Origin of the sequence: Bradyrhizobium genomosp. I (2014) (assembly GCF_000261685.1) — a bacterium.
GTDB lineage: Bacteria > Pseudomonadota > Alphaproteobacteria > Rhizobiales > Xanthobacteraceae > Bradyrhizobium.
In genome coordinates this window covers 1-16,421 of record NZ_AJQE01000226.1, presented here as the reverse complement: position 1 = coordinate 16,421, position 16,421 = coordinate 1, and the positions used below count along the sequence as shown (strand labels likewise).

The following is a 16,421-nucleotide window of genomic DNA, read 5'->3' as shown; positions in this document are numbered from 1 at the left end:
CGGTTTGACCTGATCGCCGGGAGCTCGCGTGTGCTCGCCCCCGACGACGACCGAAACCGCTGTGACCGCGCCGTTCGTCCCGCGTCGCGCCTGACTCACGGTTGCCCGCCCTGTCATCGCTTTCCGCGCCGGCGCTGCCGCGTCCACCGCACCCCGACCCGCGTCTCGTGACGATCGCGAAGCGCCCCTCTGGCAGGGCCGGGATGAGCGTCATATGCCACAAATCCGAAATTCTGGAAAGTGGAATATTTTTGCAAGGGGGGATTGGCGGGGTTTGCGGTGTTTTGCCCGACGCCTCTCACTGGCGCCGGCCAAGCCCTCCGTATACATAGATGAGCATCTACAGGAGGCTGCCCTACATCGCCAAGGTCTCCAAGTCCGGCAATGCCCAGTCCGTCCAGCTGCCGAAGCAGCTCCATGTCTCGGCCGACGAGGTCGAGGTGGCACAGCAAGGTGACGACATCATTCTGCGTCCGAGGCGAAACGCTGCCGGCCCCTGGGCCTCGCTTCGCGCAGCCGTGGCGCGCGGCTTCAGCCCTGACTTCACGATGGAGAAATGAGCGAGTGGTCGCCCGTGATCCGCGATGGACACCGACTACGTGTGCCGAACCGCAACGAATTGCCGTGTCTCACTTGAGGGGGTGCAGTCCAGCACCGTGACCGTATTTTGAACGAGGATGAGTGACCTTTCACTGTTCGTTGGTATTCCAAAATGGCAAGGGCCATGCCCGCGGCGTCCAATGGCTTTCTCCGACGGCGACGGACGCTATGCTGGCGTCTTCCATGTTCGTGAAATAGCCAATTTTTTGCAGCACCGAAGTGACATTTGCGACGCCCATGACATCCCCCACAAGCACGTGATAAGTTGGCGTCCCTTTATTTGAGAACAAACGGATCTCAGCCACCAACATTAATAGTTCACACGAACCGAACGCCGCCGTTTGCAATCGGTAACCGACCTCCTCCGGCGGAGCGACATCGAACGTGCCGCCAACTACGAAAGAGGGATTTGGCTTTGTGCCAAGAATATAGGGCAAACAAATTGGCCTGAACGATCCAACAGGCAGCTCAGTCAGCAAGTGGCAATAGCCGATCTTTGCAAGCATCCGGGCAAAGCTGTCGGGTACGTGCCAAAATCTCGAAGGCACTTTCATATCGTATTTCTGTATGAAAGCCGTTGCTTTGTCTCGATCCGAGATCGCGACCAGTTTCCAGGCTGAGGAGATATCGACGTGATCCGGCAAGCCCTCAAGTAATCCTGCCTTGCCCATTTGGTAGAAGACCATGGCGGCCGGATATTCGCTGTAGGGCACTTTGACGGTGCGACCGGGACGTTCTGGGTCGGCTAGGATGATATGGCTGGGCCGTTTCTTCTTGCGGCGGCTTGGTGCATCGTAGCTGTTGCGCGGTGCGCCCCATAGCTCGCGAGCGACGTCTTGCTCAAACTTCTTAGTAATGTCTGCGCACTCGTCACAGCTAGCGCCTTCCAGAATATGCACACCGCCCAGCGCGAGAGGCACGACGTGCTCGTCAGTTAATCGTACGCCGGTCGCGCCGCAATAGATGCAGGCTCCACAGGTAGGGATTCGAGTGTGTCCGTGCGACATTGCTGAACTGCGTTCGTCCAATTCATCCCGAATGATTCATTACGAGGGGAAGTCCGGCGTTCGCCGGACTTCGTTTCTTGGTACTCACTTCGGGTTGTGGGTTACGGTGACAGTGCTGGACTGCATTGGACTGCACCCCTGAAGTGAGACCCGAGGATTATAGTGACAGCGCTCCGATCGAGGCCATCAGTCCCGGCGCGTCAACCGAGACTACCCTACTTCACGCACCCCCGCATGACCGGCCGCCTTCGCCGCCTTGACGAGCTTGCGATCGAAAGTGACGAAAGCATCGCGATGTCCCGATCTCGTCAGATGCAGGGCATCGGCGAAATCCATTCCCCTCTCGGCAAGGTCGAGCGCTGCCGCGACCATCGCGCCGTCCTCGACCATAACGGTCGGAAGCCCCGCGAACACACGAAGCGCGTGCACGATGTCTGCGGCCTGATAGCCGTACGCGCTTCGCAGCACCCATTCGACTTCGAGGAGCACCGTGACGGCGGCAAAGACCCTCTGGCCGTCGATCAAGGCGCGGGCACGCGCGGATTGAGTGGCGTGATCTCGGGTCAGGTAGCGGACGATCAGATTGGTATCAATCGCGATCATGCCGCCGCCTGGCTTCGGCAAGCACGCTTGCGTCCATCTCTTCGAGAGTCTTCGGCTTGCCTCGATAATTCAAGACGCCGAACACTTCTTCCGGCCGCGTCGCCGCAAAGGCCGGCGCAGGCTTCAACAGGACGCCCTCCGAAGTCTCCTCGACAGTCAGCCGCGTTCCGGCCTTCCAGTCCCGCGACCTGCGAATAACGCTGGGCAGGATGACCTGCCCCTTGGTGGAAACGACAGTGGTGAGCTTGTCTGTGTCGGCCATGGCCCAACCCTTCCGAGGTAAGACAAACGTAAGATCAGCGCAGATGGACTCAAATTCAAGTCGGCGGCTGGCGGTAAGGAACCACATCGCGTCGATGGCCCCGCCTGTGACAATGATCTCGCAGCCCAAAAGAAGAGGCCCGGTCAGACGACCGGGCCTCTTCTTTTTCAGCTTCTCGAAGACGCCGCTTCACGCCGCCTTCGACACCAGCGCTTCGCTCTCGATCAGCTCCGTCCCGATCAGATAATCCCGGCAACCGCGCAAGCTTCGCAGGGCGCGGTTGAAGTCGAGGCCGGTCGAGACCAGCGCATGCAGCGTCGCCGGATTGCGCACGATGCCGCGCAGCACGGCGGCGAGGTCGATCTGGCCGTTCGGCTTGATGGCGGCGCGGGCGAGTGCCGGCAGCGCGCGATGGGCGGGATCGCTGATGACGCGGACCGCGGCAAAGGGCAGCCCGACCTCGGCGGCATAGGCGGCCGCGATGTGGCTCTCCATGTCGACGGCGGAGGCTCCCGTCTCCGAATGCAGCGCCGCCTTGCAGGACCGCTTCGTGACCACCTCCTCGGCGCCGGCAAGGCTGCCGCGGACCACGCGACGGCGGCCCGAGGTCAGGCGCTCGATCAGGTCGTCGCCGAGCGAGAGCCCAGCGGCCCAGCGGGTGTCGCCGGACAGCACCTCGGTCGCCAGCACGACGTCGCCGGAGCGCAGGGTCGGGTCGAGCCCGCCGGCCACGCCGAACGAGATCACGCCGCGAATCGTCTCGGGATCCACCACGGTCAGGAGCGCCCGCAACTGGGTCGGGCTGCTGGATGAACAGATCACCGCCATACCGGGCCCGGCCGCGATGCGGGCCTCCTGAACCAATCCGGTCACGATCAGTATCGGCCGCGGGTCGATGGCATGACCCGCGGTAAAATAGTCCCCCGTCCCCAAAGTCACATTCCGACCCCTACCACCCTGCTGTTGGTGTTCCGCAAGTTCCGATACCGCGCTAATGCCCACAGCGGAAAGAACTTTGGGTAACCATGATACCGTAGATAGAACACGCGGGGGAAGCCTGTGGCGGTGTACCGCTGCTCGTCCCACAGTCCTTTTTTGTTTTGTGTTGCAATCAGGTACTCCACCCCGCGGGCGACGGCCGGGTGATCAACCTCGCCTGCCGCCATCAGGGCAAGCAAGGCCCATGCCGTTTGCGAGGCCGTCGAGGGCGCCGCTTCCCAGCCCTTGTAGTCCAGCCGGTAGCTGACGGCGTCCTCGCCCCAGCCGCCGTCCTCGTTCTGAATCGAGGCCAGCCAGTCGGCGGCCTTCCGGATCATGGGATCCCTATGGTCGACGCCGGCCGTGTTGAGGGCGCAGAGCACCGACCAGGTTCCATAGATGAAGTTCATGCCCCAGCGGCCGAACCAGGACCCTTCCGGGTGCTGGGTCTTCCGCAGGTAGGCGACCCCGTCGGCAACCTGCTTGCTGGTCTTCGCGGTCTCGCCGAGCTGGGCCAGCATCGAGATGCAGCGCGCGGTGACGTCCTCGGTCGGCGGATCGAGCAGCGCGCCGTGGTCCGAGAACGGGATGTTGTTGAGGTAATATTCGAGATTGTTGACGTCGAAGGCGGCCCAGCCGCCGTCGTCGCTCTGCATGCCCTCGATCCACTCGCGGCCGCGGGCGATCGCGGCGTCATAGCCGGCCGCACCGTGCTCCCGGCGCATGCGGTCCATCGACATCACCACGACCGCGGTGTCGTCGAGGTCAGGGTAGTGGGCGTTGTTGTACTGGAAGGCCCAGCCGCCCGGACGCACGTCGGGCCGCTTCGCGGCCCAATCGCCCTTCACCTCGAGCTCCTGTTTCGGAATCAGCCAGTCGAGTCCACGCTTGGCGGCCGGCACGGCTTGCGCATCGCCCGCCTCCAGCAGCGCGTGCGCGGTCAGCGTCGTATCCCACACCGGCGAGACGCAGGGCTGGCAATAGGCCTCGTCGTCGCGGATCACGAGCAGCTTGTCGATGCCCCGCCGCGTCGTCGCGCGCGGCGGGTAGTCCTCGCCCTTGCCGAGCGCGTCGTACATCATGACGATGTTGGCCATGGGCGGATAGATCGCGCCCATGCCGTCCTCGCCGTTGAGCCGTTCCTCGATGAAGGCGAGCGCGGCGTCGATCGCGCGCTTGCGCAGTCGCTTCGGAAACAGCGGCTCGATCACGCGCAAGATCGCGTCGAGGGAGCGGAACAGCAGGAACCAGGCCATGCTCTGGTGCGGCGCCTTCGCGGTCATGCCGATCGAGCGCGGGTCCTGGAGAAACAGCTCGTCGATGCCGATACCCAGCGGATTCCTCGCGCGCGGCTTCAGCGCGGCGATCACCATCAGCGGCACCATCGTGGTGCGCGCCCAGTAGGAGATCTTGTTGAGATGGAACGGTGACCAGAACGGCAGCAGCACGATCTCGATCGGCAGCACCGGCACCGCGCGCCAGGTCACGACACCGAACGTCGCCAGCAGGAAGCGCGTGAAGACGTTGCTGTGAATCGCGCCGCCGCGGGCATGGATCGCCTCGCGCGCACGCACCATGTGCGGCGCATCGACGGAGTCGCCGATCATCTTCAGCGCGAAGTACGCCTTCACGCTGGCGCTCATGTCGAACTCACCGTCGTGCACGAGGGGCCAGCCGCCATGAGCGCCCTGGACGCGGCGCAGGTAGTTGCCGATCTTGGCCTCGAGCACGGTGTCGACGGGCTCGGCGAGATAATGGCGCAGCAGGATGTACTCGGCCGGAATCGTGCAGTCGGCCTCGAGCTCGAACACCCAATGGCCGTCGGACTGCTGGAAGCCGAGGATGCCTTGGGTGGCCGACGCAATGCTCGATTCCAGGGTCTCGCGGCTGGTCGCGTTCACGGAATCCATGTCGCTCGATTGCTCCGATAGTCGATTGAAGGTTGACCGGGACATTCGCCCGTCAGGGCCGCTTTTCAGGATTGGCGGCCAGAACCAGATCGGCGGCGCGGTCGCCGGACCGGACCGATCCCTCGATGGTTGCCGGTAATCCCGTAGCAGTCCAGTCGCCGGCGAGGAACAGGTTTTTCAGCGCGGTGACCGGCCCCGGGCGCAGGGCATTCTGCGCAGGCGTGGCCGCAAACGTGGCGCGGCGCTCGCGCACGATCTGCCAAGGGGGCAATGGAGGCGGCAGCTCACCGGACACGCCGCCCGCCTTGCAGACGTCGTTCCAGATCGCCTGCGCGAGCTCCTCGCGCGGCATGTCGACCAGACGGTCGCCATTGCTGATCGTCACCGAGAGCCGGTTCGGAAACGCGAACAGCCATTCCACCACACCGCCGATCACGCCGAGGATCGGCGCCGAGCCCGGCGGCGGTTCGAAGCGGAAATGGGCGTTGACGATGGCGCGGAATTCGGTCGGCGTCTTCAGGCCCGGCAAGAGGCTGGAAGCCGCCCGCGGCGGCACCGCCATCACGACGACATCGCCCGCACCGAACTGGATCACGTCCTCGCCGCCGAAATTCAGCGCGGTCACCTTGCCGTCGGTGCTGACGAACGAACGCAGCTCATGGCCGAGCTGAACGGTGTGGCCGCGTTCAGCCAGGAACTTCACGGCAGGCTCGATCAGCACGGCGCTGAGGCCGTCGCGCGCGATCAGGGGACGGCAGGCCTGCCCGCCGGCAAGCAACGTCTCGCGCACGATCGCGCCGGCGAGCCCGGCCGAGCCCTCGGGCGGATCGACGTTGAGCGCGGCCAGCAGCAGCGGCTGCACCAGGCGCTGGTAGAGCACGCCTTCACAAGGAATGGACTTGCCGACCAGCGTCTCCTCCGATGCCCAGACCAGCGGCGCCAGCTTCAGATAATCGGTTACTCCGGTATCGGGCACACGGCGGCTCTCGTCGAGCACCCAGGTCGGCAGCCGGCCGGCGCCGAGATCGATCTGCCAGCGCTGCCCGGTCTTGAGGTCGACGAAGGGAAACTGCGCCCGCTCAGGGCCGACCAGCCCCGCCTCAGTGCCGATCGCGCGCGCATAGGCGCGCGCATGGCTGTTGCCCGACAACAGCAGATGGTTGCCGTTGTCGATGGTGAGATTGGTGGCGCCGTCGAAATAGGAACGGCAACGGCCGCCGGCCTGGTGCGTCGCCTCGTGCACGGCGACCTTGAAGCCGGCATTGGCGAGCCGCACGGCGGCGGAGAGGCCGGAAATCCCGGCGCCGATGATATGAGCTGTGTTTTGCATCAGATGAAAGCGTAACGGAGCAGGATCAGGATGCGTGTGATCTTCGACACACGCACCGGCTCGCGCGGCGCGGTGAAGCCGCGCGCGATCAGAAGATCCAGAATGGAATGATAATATTTCGACATGATCCGCGGCGCACGCACGGCGCGGCGCTTGTTGCGGTTCATGATCTCGTCCGACTTCTCGAAATGCGACTTCGCGCGCTGCGCCAGCGGCAGGCAGACCTTCGGCAGCGCGCGCTCGGCAATCACGCGGTTCGGATCATCGGAGGTGATGCCGGCATGCAGCAGCGCCTCGCGCGGCAGATAGAGCCGGCCGAGGCCGGCGTCCTCGTCGATGTCGCGCAGGATGTTGGTGAGCTGAAGCGCGCGGCCGAGATGGTGCGCGAGCAGGATGCCGTCTTCCTCGGGCATGCCGAACACCCGCACCGACAAACGCCCCACCGCGCTGGCGACCCGGTCGCAGTAGAGATCCAGCGTCGCCATGTCGGGCGCGCGGATGTCCTGCGGCACGTCCATCTCCATGCCGTCGACGATCGCAAGAAAATCCTCGCGCTTGAGCCCGAAGGTCTTCACCGAGGCGACGTAGTCCTTCAGCCGCGGCGGCGGATGGCCCTGGTAAAGGGCGTCGATGTCGTTGCGCCACTGCTGAAGCGCGGCGAGCCGCTCCTCCCGCGGCCCGTCGGAATCGGCGATGTCGTCGACCTGGCGGCAGAAGCTGTAGATCTGGAACATCGCTTCGCGCTGGTCATGCGGCAGGATGCGCATCGCGGCATAGAACGAGCTGCCGGATGCGGTCGAGCCGTAATTGGCGCCGGGCGTGGTCGCCTCAAGCGTCATGTGCAGTCCCCGGTCTGGAAATGGCCTTGCGACCGATCACGCGGCGGCCGGCTTCGCCGATCATCCCGGCGAGGCTGAAAGCGAGCAGCTCGAACTTGTTCAGATGCACGCGTTCGCGCAGGGGATCGCGCACCTTCAAGAGGCGCACGATGCGGTCGGCATAGGCCTGGATCACCGCGACGTCGATGCCGAGACGGAAATCCCTGATCTCGGCGGCGAGCGACCTGCCCTCGTCGAGCAGGGCCTCGTTGCGCGCGGCGAGCCCCTGCAGGCAGGCCAGCATCGCAGGCGGCGACTGTGACAGCCCGAGCTGCTCGACCGAAGCGCCGCTCGCGGCCAGCGCATCGCGCGGCAGATAGACGCGGTTGAGCTCGCGGAAATCCTTGCCGCAATCCTGCAAGTGATTGTTGATCTGCAGGCCCGCGCAGAGCGCGTCCGACGCGGCCCAGGTCGAAGTGCTCTCGCCGTGGACGTCGAGCATGAAGCGGCCGACCGGCATCGCCGAATAGCGGCAATAGTGGATGACCTCGTCCCAGGTCTCGTAACGCAGCTTGGTCACGTCCATGCGGAACGCGATCAGCACGTCGAGCGCATGGCGCGGCGCCATGCCGCGCTCGGCCAGCGCGCGACGCAGGGTGACGGCCTCGGCCTGGGTGTCGCCCTTGCCGAGCAGTTCCGTCTCGAGCAGGTCGAGGTAGGCGAGCTTCTGGTCGGGCGGCAGCGTCGCGTGGTCGGCGATGTCGTCGGCGGTGCGCACGAAATTATAGTACGCCAGGATCAGGGCGCGATGACCCGGATGGATGATCCAGGACGCGACGGGAAAATTCTCGTCGCGGTCACCCTTGCCGGATCGCAATTCGCTCGCAGAGGTCATCGAGGGCTGGTTTACAATCGTTTGGACAGGAAGGCTTTTTCGCTCGCGCGGGCTCATGCCGACGATGCCGCCGCGGCCCCCATATAGGGGAATACGGCCGCAAAACCAATCCTGTCTCTCGATGGCTGCCCTTTGCGGATCGGACCCCAAAGGCGGCTCCGGGATTCGCCTTTGGGGTCAATGGCCGGGCTTACTGGTTGTGGTTCTTCAGCACCTGGTCGCAGGCCTGCGAGATCTTGGTCCGGTTCTCCTTGAGGCAGGCCAGGATGGTGAAATCGCCCTGGTCGATGACCGGACGGCAGAACTTCTGCACGTCGCGCGTGCAGGCCTTCTGCTCGGCGTCCGTGCCACGCCCTTGTTGGGCGAACGCCACCGTCGAAAAAGATGCCGACAGCAGGGTGAGAGCGACGAGAAGCTTACGCATTGTATTCCTTCATTCTGACGGCAGAATCGCACCGGGCCCGGACTGCGCAGGGCGGACGACCGGAACGGACTATTCTGATGGCAAGTCGCCGCGCGGAAAGTGCGGCCTCAGAGAAGGCACAAGCACTGGCAAATGCGGCCAAATTGGCGCCGCGCCCGCCAAATCAGGTCTTCTCTCGACCTTCATTGGCAGATGTAAGAGATTGATACTACGTCATAATTCAGACAAGGCGCATTTTGCTGCATGGCTGTTGCAGCGCTGCATCTCTACGACCCGCCGTTTCGGCCGGAAACATGCCGAAACACGGCAGATCGCAGGGCCCGGGCACCCCGCCGGTATCCCGTGAACCGCCATCCCTGGTGCCTGCTTGTTGAACCTGACACAGGCTCGGAACACTAAACCTTCGATGTGGCGAGACGTCTTCGATCTAGGACGGACGTCGTTCCAAAACGGGATATTTGAGATGAAATTCTTTGGGCGATCTGGACTGGCAATCAAGGCGGCCGGCATCGGGGCGGCGCTGCTCTTCTCAGTCTCGGCAAGCCATGCTCAGTCGTCCGGACCGTTTGCCGGCTTCGACGGCGCCTGGACCGGCACCGGCACGGTGTCGTTGTCCGACGGCTCCACCGAGCGCATCCGTTGCAAGGCCGACTACAAGGTCGCCGGCGGCGGCCTCAATCTGAAGCAGGCGCTGCACTGCGCGTCCGACAGCTACAAGTTCGACCTCACCAGCGACGTGACCAGCCAGGGCGAGCGCATCTCCGGCAATTGGAGCGAGTCCAGCCGCAATATCTTCGGCAATCTCCAGGGCACCGCCGGCGGCGGCCAGATCGACGTGTTCGTCGAGGCCAACGGCTTTGCCGCCAACCTTTCGTTGCGCACCAACGGCACCAAGCAGACGGTGCAGATCTCTTCCAAGGGCGAGATCCGCGGCGTCAACATCACGATGACGAAGGGCTGACGCCCTTCCCGCTCCGATGGGAAAAAGCCCCCGGTTCTCGCGAGCCGGGGGCTTTTTGCCGACATGGACCAGGTTCGCAGGTGTCCGCTCGAGACCATCGGAACGGGGCGAAAAAGGTGGTTGAGTAGCCACCCCGCTTCCGCTGAAATTCCACGATCGAGTTGTCGTGCCGCATCGTCCGCATGGCGCCCCGGCCGGAATATCTGCGCAGCCGTTCAGGCTGCGCCGAACCCATGTCCGATGAATGAAGCCGCTCAGATCGCCGGCTTGTCCGGCCCTTGCAGCTTGCCGTGCAGATTGATCAGCCACATCGCCGTCGGCCGCAGGATGAAGAGGTCGGCGACGAGCGCCATCACCATCGAGAAGGCGCTGAGCCAGCCGAACAGCCGCAGCGACGGCAGGTCCGAGAACACGGTGACGACGAGGCCGCAGGCCAGCACCACCGTGGTCAGGATCAGCGCAGGTCCGACCAGAACAGTGGCGCGCTCGACCGCGAGCGCCGAGCCGACGCCCGGCTTGCTCTCGAGCCTCAAGCGGTTGAGGAAGTGGATGGTGGCGCTGAGGCCGAGGCCGAACGAGACGGTGAGCGCGACGACGCTGGCGAATTGCAGGCCCTCGCCCATCGCCCACAGCACCGTTCCCGACATCACCACCGGGAAGATGCCCGGCAGGATGCAGGCGAACATCACCACCCAGGAGCGGAACGCGAGGCCGATGAAGATCGCGACCAGCGCAAATTCGATGGTGAGGCCGTGGTTCAGCTTCTCGATCATGCTGGCCGAGTTGCGCGCAGCGATGGCGGCAAGACCCGTCACCGCAATCTCGTAGCCGGGATGCTTCTTGCGGACGGCGTCGAGCTCGTGGTCGAGCTTGTCGACGATCGGCAGCAGCTGGCTGGAATCCTTGTCCGGTACGCGGCCGGCGACTACGACGGCATCCTGCGCGGCATCGATGAACCGCCGCACCAGGTGCTCGGGGATGACGTTGACATATTCCTTCAACGTCGCCACGTCGGCGCTGCCCGCCTTCTCGGCCAGCCAGCGGCGTAGCGTCTCCAGCGACCAGACGTTGCCGACACCGGCCGTCTTCTCCACGGTCGCATGCACGTCGGCGATGGTCTGGAGCGTCTCCGGCGAATAAAGCGATTCGCCCTTGGGGAACTGGATCAGCACGTTGACGGGATTGGCGCCGGTGAGCTTGGCGTCGAGCCGGTCGCTGGCGGCGACCGCCTGGCGCTTGTCCGGCACCTGGTCGGCGAGCCGGTAGCGCGGCTCCAGATTGGCGTAGATGACGCCGAGGCCGCCGACGAACAGCACCGCGATCAGGCTGAACAGGCCGGGACGGCCCACCATGCGCACCGCGATCCAGTAACAGAAATTGCGCAGCGCCTGGACGCCGGCATCGGCGCCCTGGAACTTGACCGCGAAGACCTTCTCGTTGCGCACGAACAACACGCCGAAAACAGGCACCAGCGACAGCACCGCGACCAGTGCGATGATGGTGGCGGCGAGCCCCGCCTCGCCGAACTTGCGGATCAGGTCGGAGTCGGAGAATTGCAGCGCGATGAAGGAAATGCCGGCCGTGCCGTGCGTCAGCACGCAGGCAGGTCCCACCACCAGCACCGCATTCTTGAACGCGGTGAACTTGTCCTGGCCCGCGATCAGCCGGTCGCGCGCGGCGAAGGTCAGCTGCATCGAGTCCGAGAAGCTGATGACCATGATGAGCGGCGTCATCACGTTCAGGAACATGTTGAGGTTGAAATTGGCCCAGCCGAGCGCGCCGAGCGCCAGCAGGATCGCGATCATCGGCGGGAACGCCGCCGCGATCATGAACGAGATCTTGCGGAAGAAGATGATGGCGATGATACAGCCGGCGAGGATGCCGAGGATGTTGTAGGTCAGCCCGTCGCGCTCGACCGCGTTGCGGATCTCGAGCTGCATCACCGGCACGCCGGAGAGCTGCACGTTGAGCCCGGTGTCGCCGAGGTCTTCCTTCATCAGCGCGCGGATGTCGCCCACGGTCTTGGTCAGCTTGTTGGAGGCGACCACCTCCGGATCGAGCGAGAGCACGATCAGCGCCAGCGTGCCGTCCTCCGACAACAGCTTGCCGCGGATGATCTCGTTGTTCTTGACGGTTTCGATGAACTTGTCATAGGCCGCGCCCTCGGGCAGATCGGCCGGGAACAGCGCCGCCGGCAGCTTGCCCGGCGCCGGCGCCTGACGCGCCGAGAACAGCGAGACCAGCCCGCGCGTGCCATCTACGAGTTGCAGGTCGGTGACGAAGTCGCGCAGCTTCTCCAGATTGTTCCGTGCCAGCAGGGTCTTGCCCTCGACCACGACGAGGACATCGAACTCCTCCGCGGGAAACTTCTTCGTCACCTCTTCGTACTGGCGGAATTCGCGGGTGTCGGAGCGGAACAGCTGCGACAGCGAATCGTCGATCTTGATCCTGTGGATGCCGAACACGGCGCCGATGATCAGGGCGAGCAAGACGATGCAGGAGACGATCGGCGCCCGGACGGCGATCAGCCCGAGGCGCTCCAGGCCGAAGGCGATCGAGGACGCAGGTCCCTGCTCGACCTTGTCGACATGAACCTCACTCTCGCTGTGCTTTTCGAGCATGCCTTGTCCAGTTCCTAGATCGGCTCGGTCTTGAGAGCTTATTGCGCTCCGCGAACGGCTTGAAAACGCCATACCAATGGGAGGCTTGGCCTTTGAAAATGCGCGGAAAATCGCCGCGAGGGGTTTAGCAGGTCAACAGGTCTTTTCGCAAGCTGGCGAAGCGGGGCCGAATCGATCAAGAAGCGGCGATTCCGGGTTCCAATCGCCTATCATCCCGACGACGCTGTGCCAATCTGGCGCGGCGCGCGGTCCGCGCTCTCGTCCTTCAAAGCCACGCCGGTGGTCTGCCGGGCGAGGCCCTCGCGGACGAGCCAGGCGATCTTGAACGCGGCCTCGTCGTAGCTCAACCCGGCGTGGTGGATGTTCGACACGCAATTGCGTTCGGCGTCGGTGCGGCCGGGCTTCGGTGCGAAGGTCAGATAGGCGCCGAGACTGTCGGGTGCGGACAGGCCCGGCCGCTCGCCAATCAGCACCGCGACCATGCGCGCACCGAGAATGGCGCCGATCTCGTCGCCGAGCGCAACGCGCGCGCCTGATGCGATAACGACATGGCCGATCGCGACGTCATCGCCTTGCGCGAGCAACGGCAACAGGCGCCTCACCACGATCGCCGCATGGGCGTGGACCGCCGCCGCGGACAGGCCGTCTCCGATCACGAGCGCGAGCTGGCACGGCGCCGAGGCGCTTCGTGCGAGGAGTTGCGCCGAGCCGGGTTCGAGCTGTCGTCCCAGATCCGGCCGCCGCAGATAGTCGCTGCGATCGACCGCCCGGCTCCTCACTTCGGTCACGGCAAGCCCGAGGGCGCCGAGATCAGCGACCAGACGCAGCGTGTCGAAGGCGGCATGTACGGCATCGCGCGCGCGGGCATGGTCCAGCGTGAAATCAAGCAGCGCCCTCGTCGGCATGCTCGCGCCGCTGCGCCCGAGCGCGACCCGCGCGGGCGTGAACGCCCGCAAATCGCGGGCCGGACGGCGCGGCGGAGCCGGATCAGACATGTCGCATCATTCGGCGGGAACGGCGGCCTCGCGCAGGCGGATCGAATAGTTCGAGGCGTTCTGCTTGCCGCTGGAAGCCGCGCGCGCAAAGGTGATGAGATGGTGCGCGATCAGCGTGCAGCCGATCAGGCCTTCGATGTCGCCGCGCCTGATGCGCCCCAGCGCAAACTTCCAGAACACGCGCCTGTAGTCGCCGAGCACGCCGACCTTCCAGAAGATGTTGCGCAGCATGACGAGGCCGCGCCGGATGTTCGGCCAGGTCTTCATCTCGTCCGGCACCGGCATCTTGAGGCGGCGCGCATAGACGTGGTCGCATTGATACTGATAGCGCGCGTAGACCTTCTCGGGCGCATAAGCCACGCTCATCGCGTGTTTCCAGGATGCGACGACCTCGTCATAAGGCAACAGGAAGTCGACGTTGGAATCGCGGCCGTCGTCGTGGACCAGGCGGCCCTCGCGCTCCAGACGGTCCCATAGCGGCGTCTTCGGCAGCGCCTGGAGCAGATTGATGGTGAGCAGCGGAATCCGGGACTCCTCGACGAAGGCGAGCAACGCCTCCGAGGTGTTCGGCTTGTCGGTGTCGAGCCCCATGATGATGCCGGAGACCACCTCCATGCCGTGGGAGTTGATGGCGCGCACGCCCTCCAGGATCGGGACCATCATGTTGTGGTCCTTGTGCATCGCCTTCAGCGCATCGGGATCGGGCGTCTCGATGCCGCAGAAGATGGTGACGAAATAGGCCTCGCGCATCTTCTCTAGGATCTCGGGCCGCTTGGCGATGTTGAGCGTCGCCTCGCAGGCGAGCCGCACCACATAGCCGGTCCGCTTCTGCCATTCGACCAGATGCGGCAACAGGTCCATCGCCGCCTTGCGGTTGCCGATGAAATTGTCATCGACGAAATAGACCGTGTCGGTCATGCCGCATTCGCGCAGCCGGTCGAGCTCGGCGATGATCTGCTGCGGCGTCTTGATGCGCGGATTGCGGCCGTAGAGGCCGGGGATGTCGCAGAACTCGCACTGATAGGGGCAGCCGCTGGAATACTGGATGCTGCCGAGGAAGTACTTCTTCACGTCGGCAAGCTCGTAGGCGGGGATCGGAAACTCCGTCATCGCCACGCGATCCTTGGTGGTCAGCACCACCTGGGCCTCGGGACGCGAGGTGTCGCGCGACAGGATCTCGATCAGCTGGTTGGTGGCGTCGCCGAGCTCGCCGACATGCAGATAGTCGAAGGACGGATAGTAGTCAGGGCAGGCGCTGACCGATGGCCCGCCGAGCGCGACCGGCAGATCGAACTCATGGGCGCGACGGCAGATGTCGTTCATCTGCTGGCGCTGGATGTGCATGCCGCTGACGAAGACTGCTTCCGCCCATTCGAATTCCTCCCTCGTCGTGCGGCGCAGGTTCTCGTCGACGAATTTGACCTGCCACTCCTTCGGAAGGTAGGCGGAGATCAGCAGCAGTCCCTGCGGCGGCATGAAGGCGCGGACGCCGTCGGTCAAGGGATAGGAATGCTCGAACGTACCGAAGGACGAGGTGTAGCGCGGAAACACACAGAGAATCCGCCGGGACGTTCCGTTACTTTCAGCTCGCATCAAAGCTCCCCCGCCACGCTCGACCGATGGTGCGGAAATTGCCAGCCAGGACACCCAGCGTAATGCTGTCGCCGGAATTTCTCAATATTGTGGCACAAGCATAATTCCGGGAGGCGCCGATGGTTTCCTCGACGGGAGAGTTGGCATCTTCCACCGCCTCACGCGATCAGCCGCGAGGCAAAATCCGGCAGCAGACCTGCATCGCCGGCCAGGCGGAAATCGGCGCCCGTAATGCCCGAGCGCGCCAGCCAGTCGTCGAATTCCGGCGCGCGGCGCAAACCGAAGACGTCGCGGACATAGAGCGCGTCGTGAAAAGACGTCGACTGGTAGTTCAGCATGACATCGTCGGCGCCGGGGACGCCCATGATGAAGGTGACGCCGGCGGCGGCGAGCAGCGTCAGGAGATTGTCCATGTCGTCCTGGTCCGCCTCGGCATGGTTGGTGTAGCAGATGTCGACCCCGAGCGGCAGGCCGAGCAGCTTGCCGCAGAAATGATCCTCCAGTCCCGCCCGCATGATTTCCTTGCCGTCGTAGAGATATTCCGGGCCGATGAAGCCGACCACGCTGTTGACGAGCAGCGGGGCAAAGGCGCGGGCGACCGCATAGGCGCGCGCCTCGCAGGTCTGCTGGTCGACCCCGTGATGGGCGCCCGCCGAGAGCGCCGAGCCCTGGCCGGTCTCGAAATACATCACGTTCTGCCCGACCGTGCCGCGCCTCAGCGACAGCCCGGCCTGCTGCGCCTCTTTCAGAAGTGCGAGGTCGATGCCGAAACTGCGGTTGGCAGCCTCTGTGCCGGCGACCGACTGGAAGACGAGGTCGACCGGCACGCCCTGCCCGATCAGCGACAGCGTCGTGGTAACATGGGTCAGGACGCAACCTTGCGTCGGGATCTTCAGCCGCGCAATGATCTCGTCTAGCAGCCGCAGCAATTGCGCGATGACGGCGGGATCGTCGCTCGCGGGATTGATGCCGATGCAGGCATCGCCGGCACCGAGCAGGATGCCATCGAGGATCGAGGCGGTGATGCCCCTGGCGTCGTCGAACGGATGGTTCGGCTGGAGCCGCGTGCTCATCCGCCCCTTCAGCCCGATGGTGTCCCGGAAGGCGGTGGTGACCTCGCATTTCCGCGCTGCGAGGATCAGATCCTGGTTCCGCATCAGCTTTGACACCGCGGCCGCTATCTCCGGAGTGATGCCGGGCGCGAGCTTGCGCAGGGCCTCCGATGTCGCAGCGTCTGACAACAGCCAGTCGCGGAAGGCCCCCACCGTGAGCGATGCCACCGGCGCAAAGGCCTTGGCGTCATGGCTGTCGATGACGAGGCGTGTGACCTCGTCATTCTCGTAGGGAATGACCGCCTCCTGCAGGAATCGGGCGAGCGGGACGTCGGCGAGCGCCATCCGGGCCGCGATCATCTGCGCGGCTGT

15 protein-coding genes are annotated in these 16,421 nt (G+C 64.5%); 2 read left to right on the top strand and 13 right to left on the bottom strand.

What is annotated here, in order from left to right; genetic code table 11:
- Positions 1 to 332: 332 nt before the first annotated feature.
- A complete protein-coding gene (locus IC50_RS21565; RefSeq protein WP_244429620.1) occupies positions 333 to 560 on the top strand; it encodes an antitoxin in 228 nt (75 codons plus the stop codon).
- 129 nt (positions 561 to 689) lie between these two features.
- Here IC50_RS21565 and IC50_RS21560 read toward each other — a convergent pair whose 3' ends face one another.
- From IC50_RS21560 to IC50_RS41405, 9 genes are all read right to left on the bottom strand, one after another.
- Positions 690 to 1,520: a hypothetical protein gene (locus IC50_RS21560; protein ID WP_244429619.1), complete on the bottom strand. Its 831-nt coding sequence runs from the start codon at positions 1,518 to 1,520 to the stop codon at positions 690 to 692.
- Positions 1,521 to 1,817: 297 nt separating this feature from the next.
- Entirely contained in the window at positions 1,818 to 2,210 is a 393-nt protein-coding gene (locus tag IC50_RS21555; protein WP_035709387.1) for a type II toxin-antitoxin system VapC family toxin, read from the bottom strand.
- Positions 2,197 to 2,472 (bottom strand): AbrB/MazE/SpoVT family DNA-binding domain-containing protein, encoded by a 276-nt coding sequence (locus IC50_RS21550; RefSeq protein ID WP_035709385.1) that lies wholly within the window; start codon positions 2,470 to 2,472, stop codon positions 2,197 to 2,199. Before IC50_RS21550 ends, IC50_RS21555 begins: the two co-directional genes overlap by 14 nt.
- Positions 2,473 to 2,661: 189 nt before the next feature.
- Positions 2,662 to 3,411, bottom strand: a complete 750-nt coding sequence (locus IC50_RS21545) for a phosphorylase (RefSeq protein ID WP_035709383.1) — start codon at positions 3,409 to 3,411, stop codon at positions 2,662 to 2,664.
- Complete coding sequence (gene shc, locus IC50_RS21540; RefSeq protein ID WP_035709380.1) at positions 3,408 to 5,360, bottom strand: squalene--hopene cyclase; 1,953 nt, start codon at positions 5,358 to 5,360, stop codon at positions 3,408 to 3,410. The genes IC50_RS21545 and shc overlap by 4 nt, the downstream gene beginning before the upstream one ends.
- Before the next feature lie 52 nt (positions 5,361 to 5,412).
- Positions 5,413 to 6,690, bottom strand: a complete 1,278-nt coding sequence (gene hpnE / locus IC50_RS21535; protein WP_035709377.1) for a hydroxysqualene dehydroxylase HpnE — start codon at positions 6,688 to 6,690, stop codon at positions 5,413 to 5,415.
- On the bottom strand, positions 6,690 to 7,529 hold the full coding sequence (gene hpnD, locus IC50_RS21530; protein WP_035709375.1) for a presqualene diphosphate synthase HpnD: 840 nt from the start codon (positions 7,527 to 7,529) through the stop codon (positions 6,690 to 6,692). Before hpnD ends, hpnE begins: the two co-directional genes overlap by 1 nt.
- On the bottom strand, positions 7,519 to 8,403 hold the full coding sequence (gene hpnC / locus IC50_RS21525; RefSeq protein WP_035709372.1) for a squalene synthase HpnC: 885 nt from the start codon (positions 8,401 to 8,403) through the stop codon (positions 7,519 to 7,521). Before hpnC ends, hpnD begins: the two co-directional genes overlap by 11 nt.
- A 190-nt stretch (positions 8,404 to 8,593) precedes the next feature.
- Entirely contained in the window at positions 8,594 to 8,827 is a 234-nt protein-coding gene (locus IC50_RS41405; protein WP_035709369.1) for a hypothetical protein, read from the bottom strand.
- A 463-nt stretch (positions 8,828 to 9,290) separates the two neighbouring features.
- Here IC50_RS41405 and IC50_RS21515 point away from each other — a divergent pair, with 463 nt between their 5' ends.
- Positions 9,291 to 9,788 carry a hypothetical protein gene (locus IC50_RS21515; protein WP_035709366.1) on the top strand — a complete coding sequence of 166 codons (498 nt, stop codon included), beginning with the start codon at positions 9,291 to 9,293 and terminating at the stop codon, positions 9,786 to 9,788.
- Positions 9,789 to 10,042: 254 nt separating this feature from the next.
- On the opposite strand, the gene IC50_RS21510 is transcribed toward IC50_RS21515, so the two are convergent.
- From IC50_RS21510 to IC50_RS21495, 4 genes are all read right to left on the bottom strand, one after another.
- Complete coding sequence (locus IC50_RS21510) at positions 10,043 to 12,409, bottom strand: efflux RND transporter permease subunit (RefSeq protein ID WP_035709363.1); 2,367 nt, start codon at positions 12,407 to 12,409, stop codon at positions 10,043 to 10,045.
- Positions 12,410 to 12,618: 209 nt separating this feature from the next.
- On the bottom strand, positions 12,619 to 13,404 hold the full coding sequence (gene eutC / locus IC50_RS21505; protein ID WP_035709360.1) for an ethanolamine ammonia-lyase subunit EutC: 786 nt from the start codon (positions 13,402 to 13,404) through the stop codon (positions 12,619 to 12,621).
- Between the two features lie 6 nt (positions 13,405 to 13,410).
- The gene (locus IC50_RS21500) at positions 13,411 to 14,997 is read right to left on the bottom strand and encodes a B12-binding domain-containing radical SAM protein (RefSeq protein WP_035709358.1); all 1,587 of its coding nucleotides are present in this window, start codon (positions 14,995 to 14,997) and stop codon (positions 13,411 to 13,413) included.
- A 158-nt stretch (positions 14,998 to 15,155) separates the two neighbouring features.
- Positions 15,156 to 16,421: ethanolamine ammonia-lyase subunit EutB (locus tag IC50_RS21495; RefSeq protein WP_035709356.1), on the bottom strand; the 1,266-nt coding region annotated here is incomplete at its 5' end.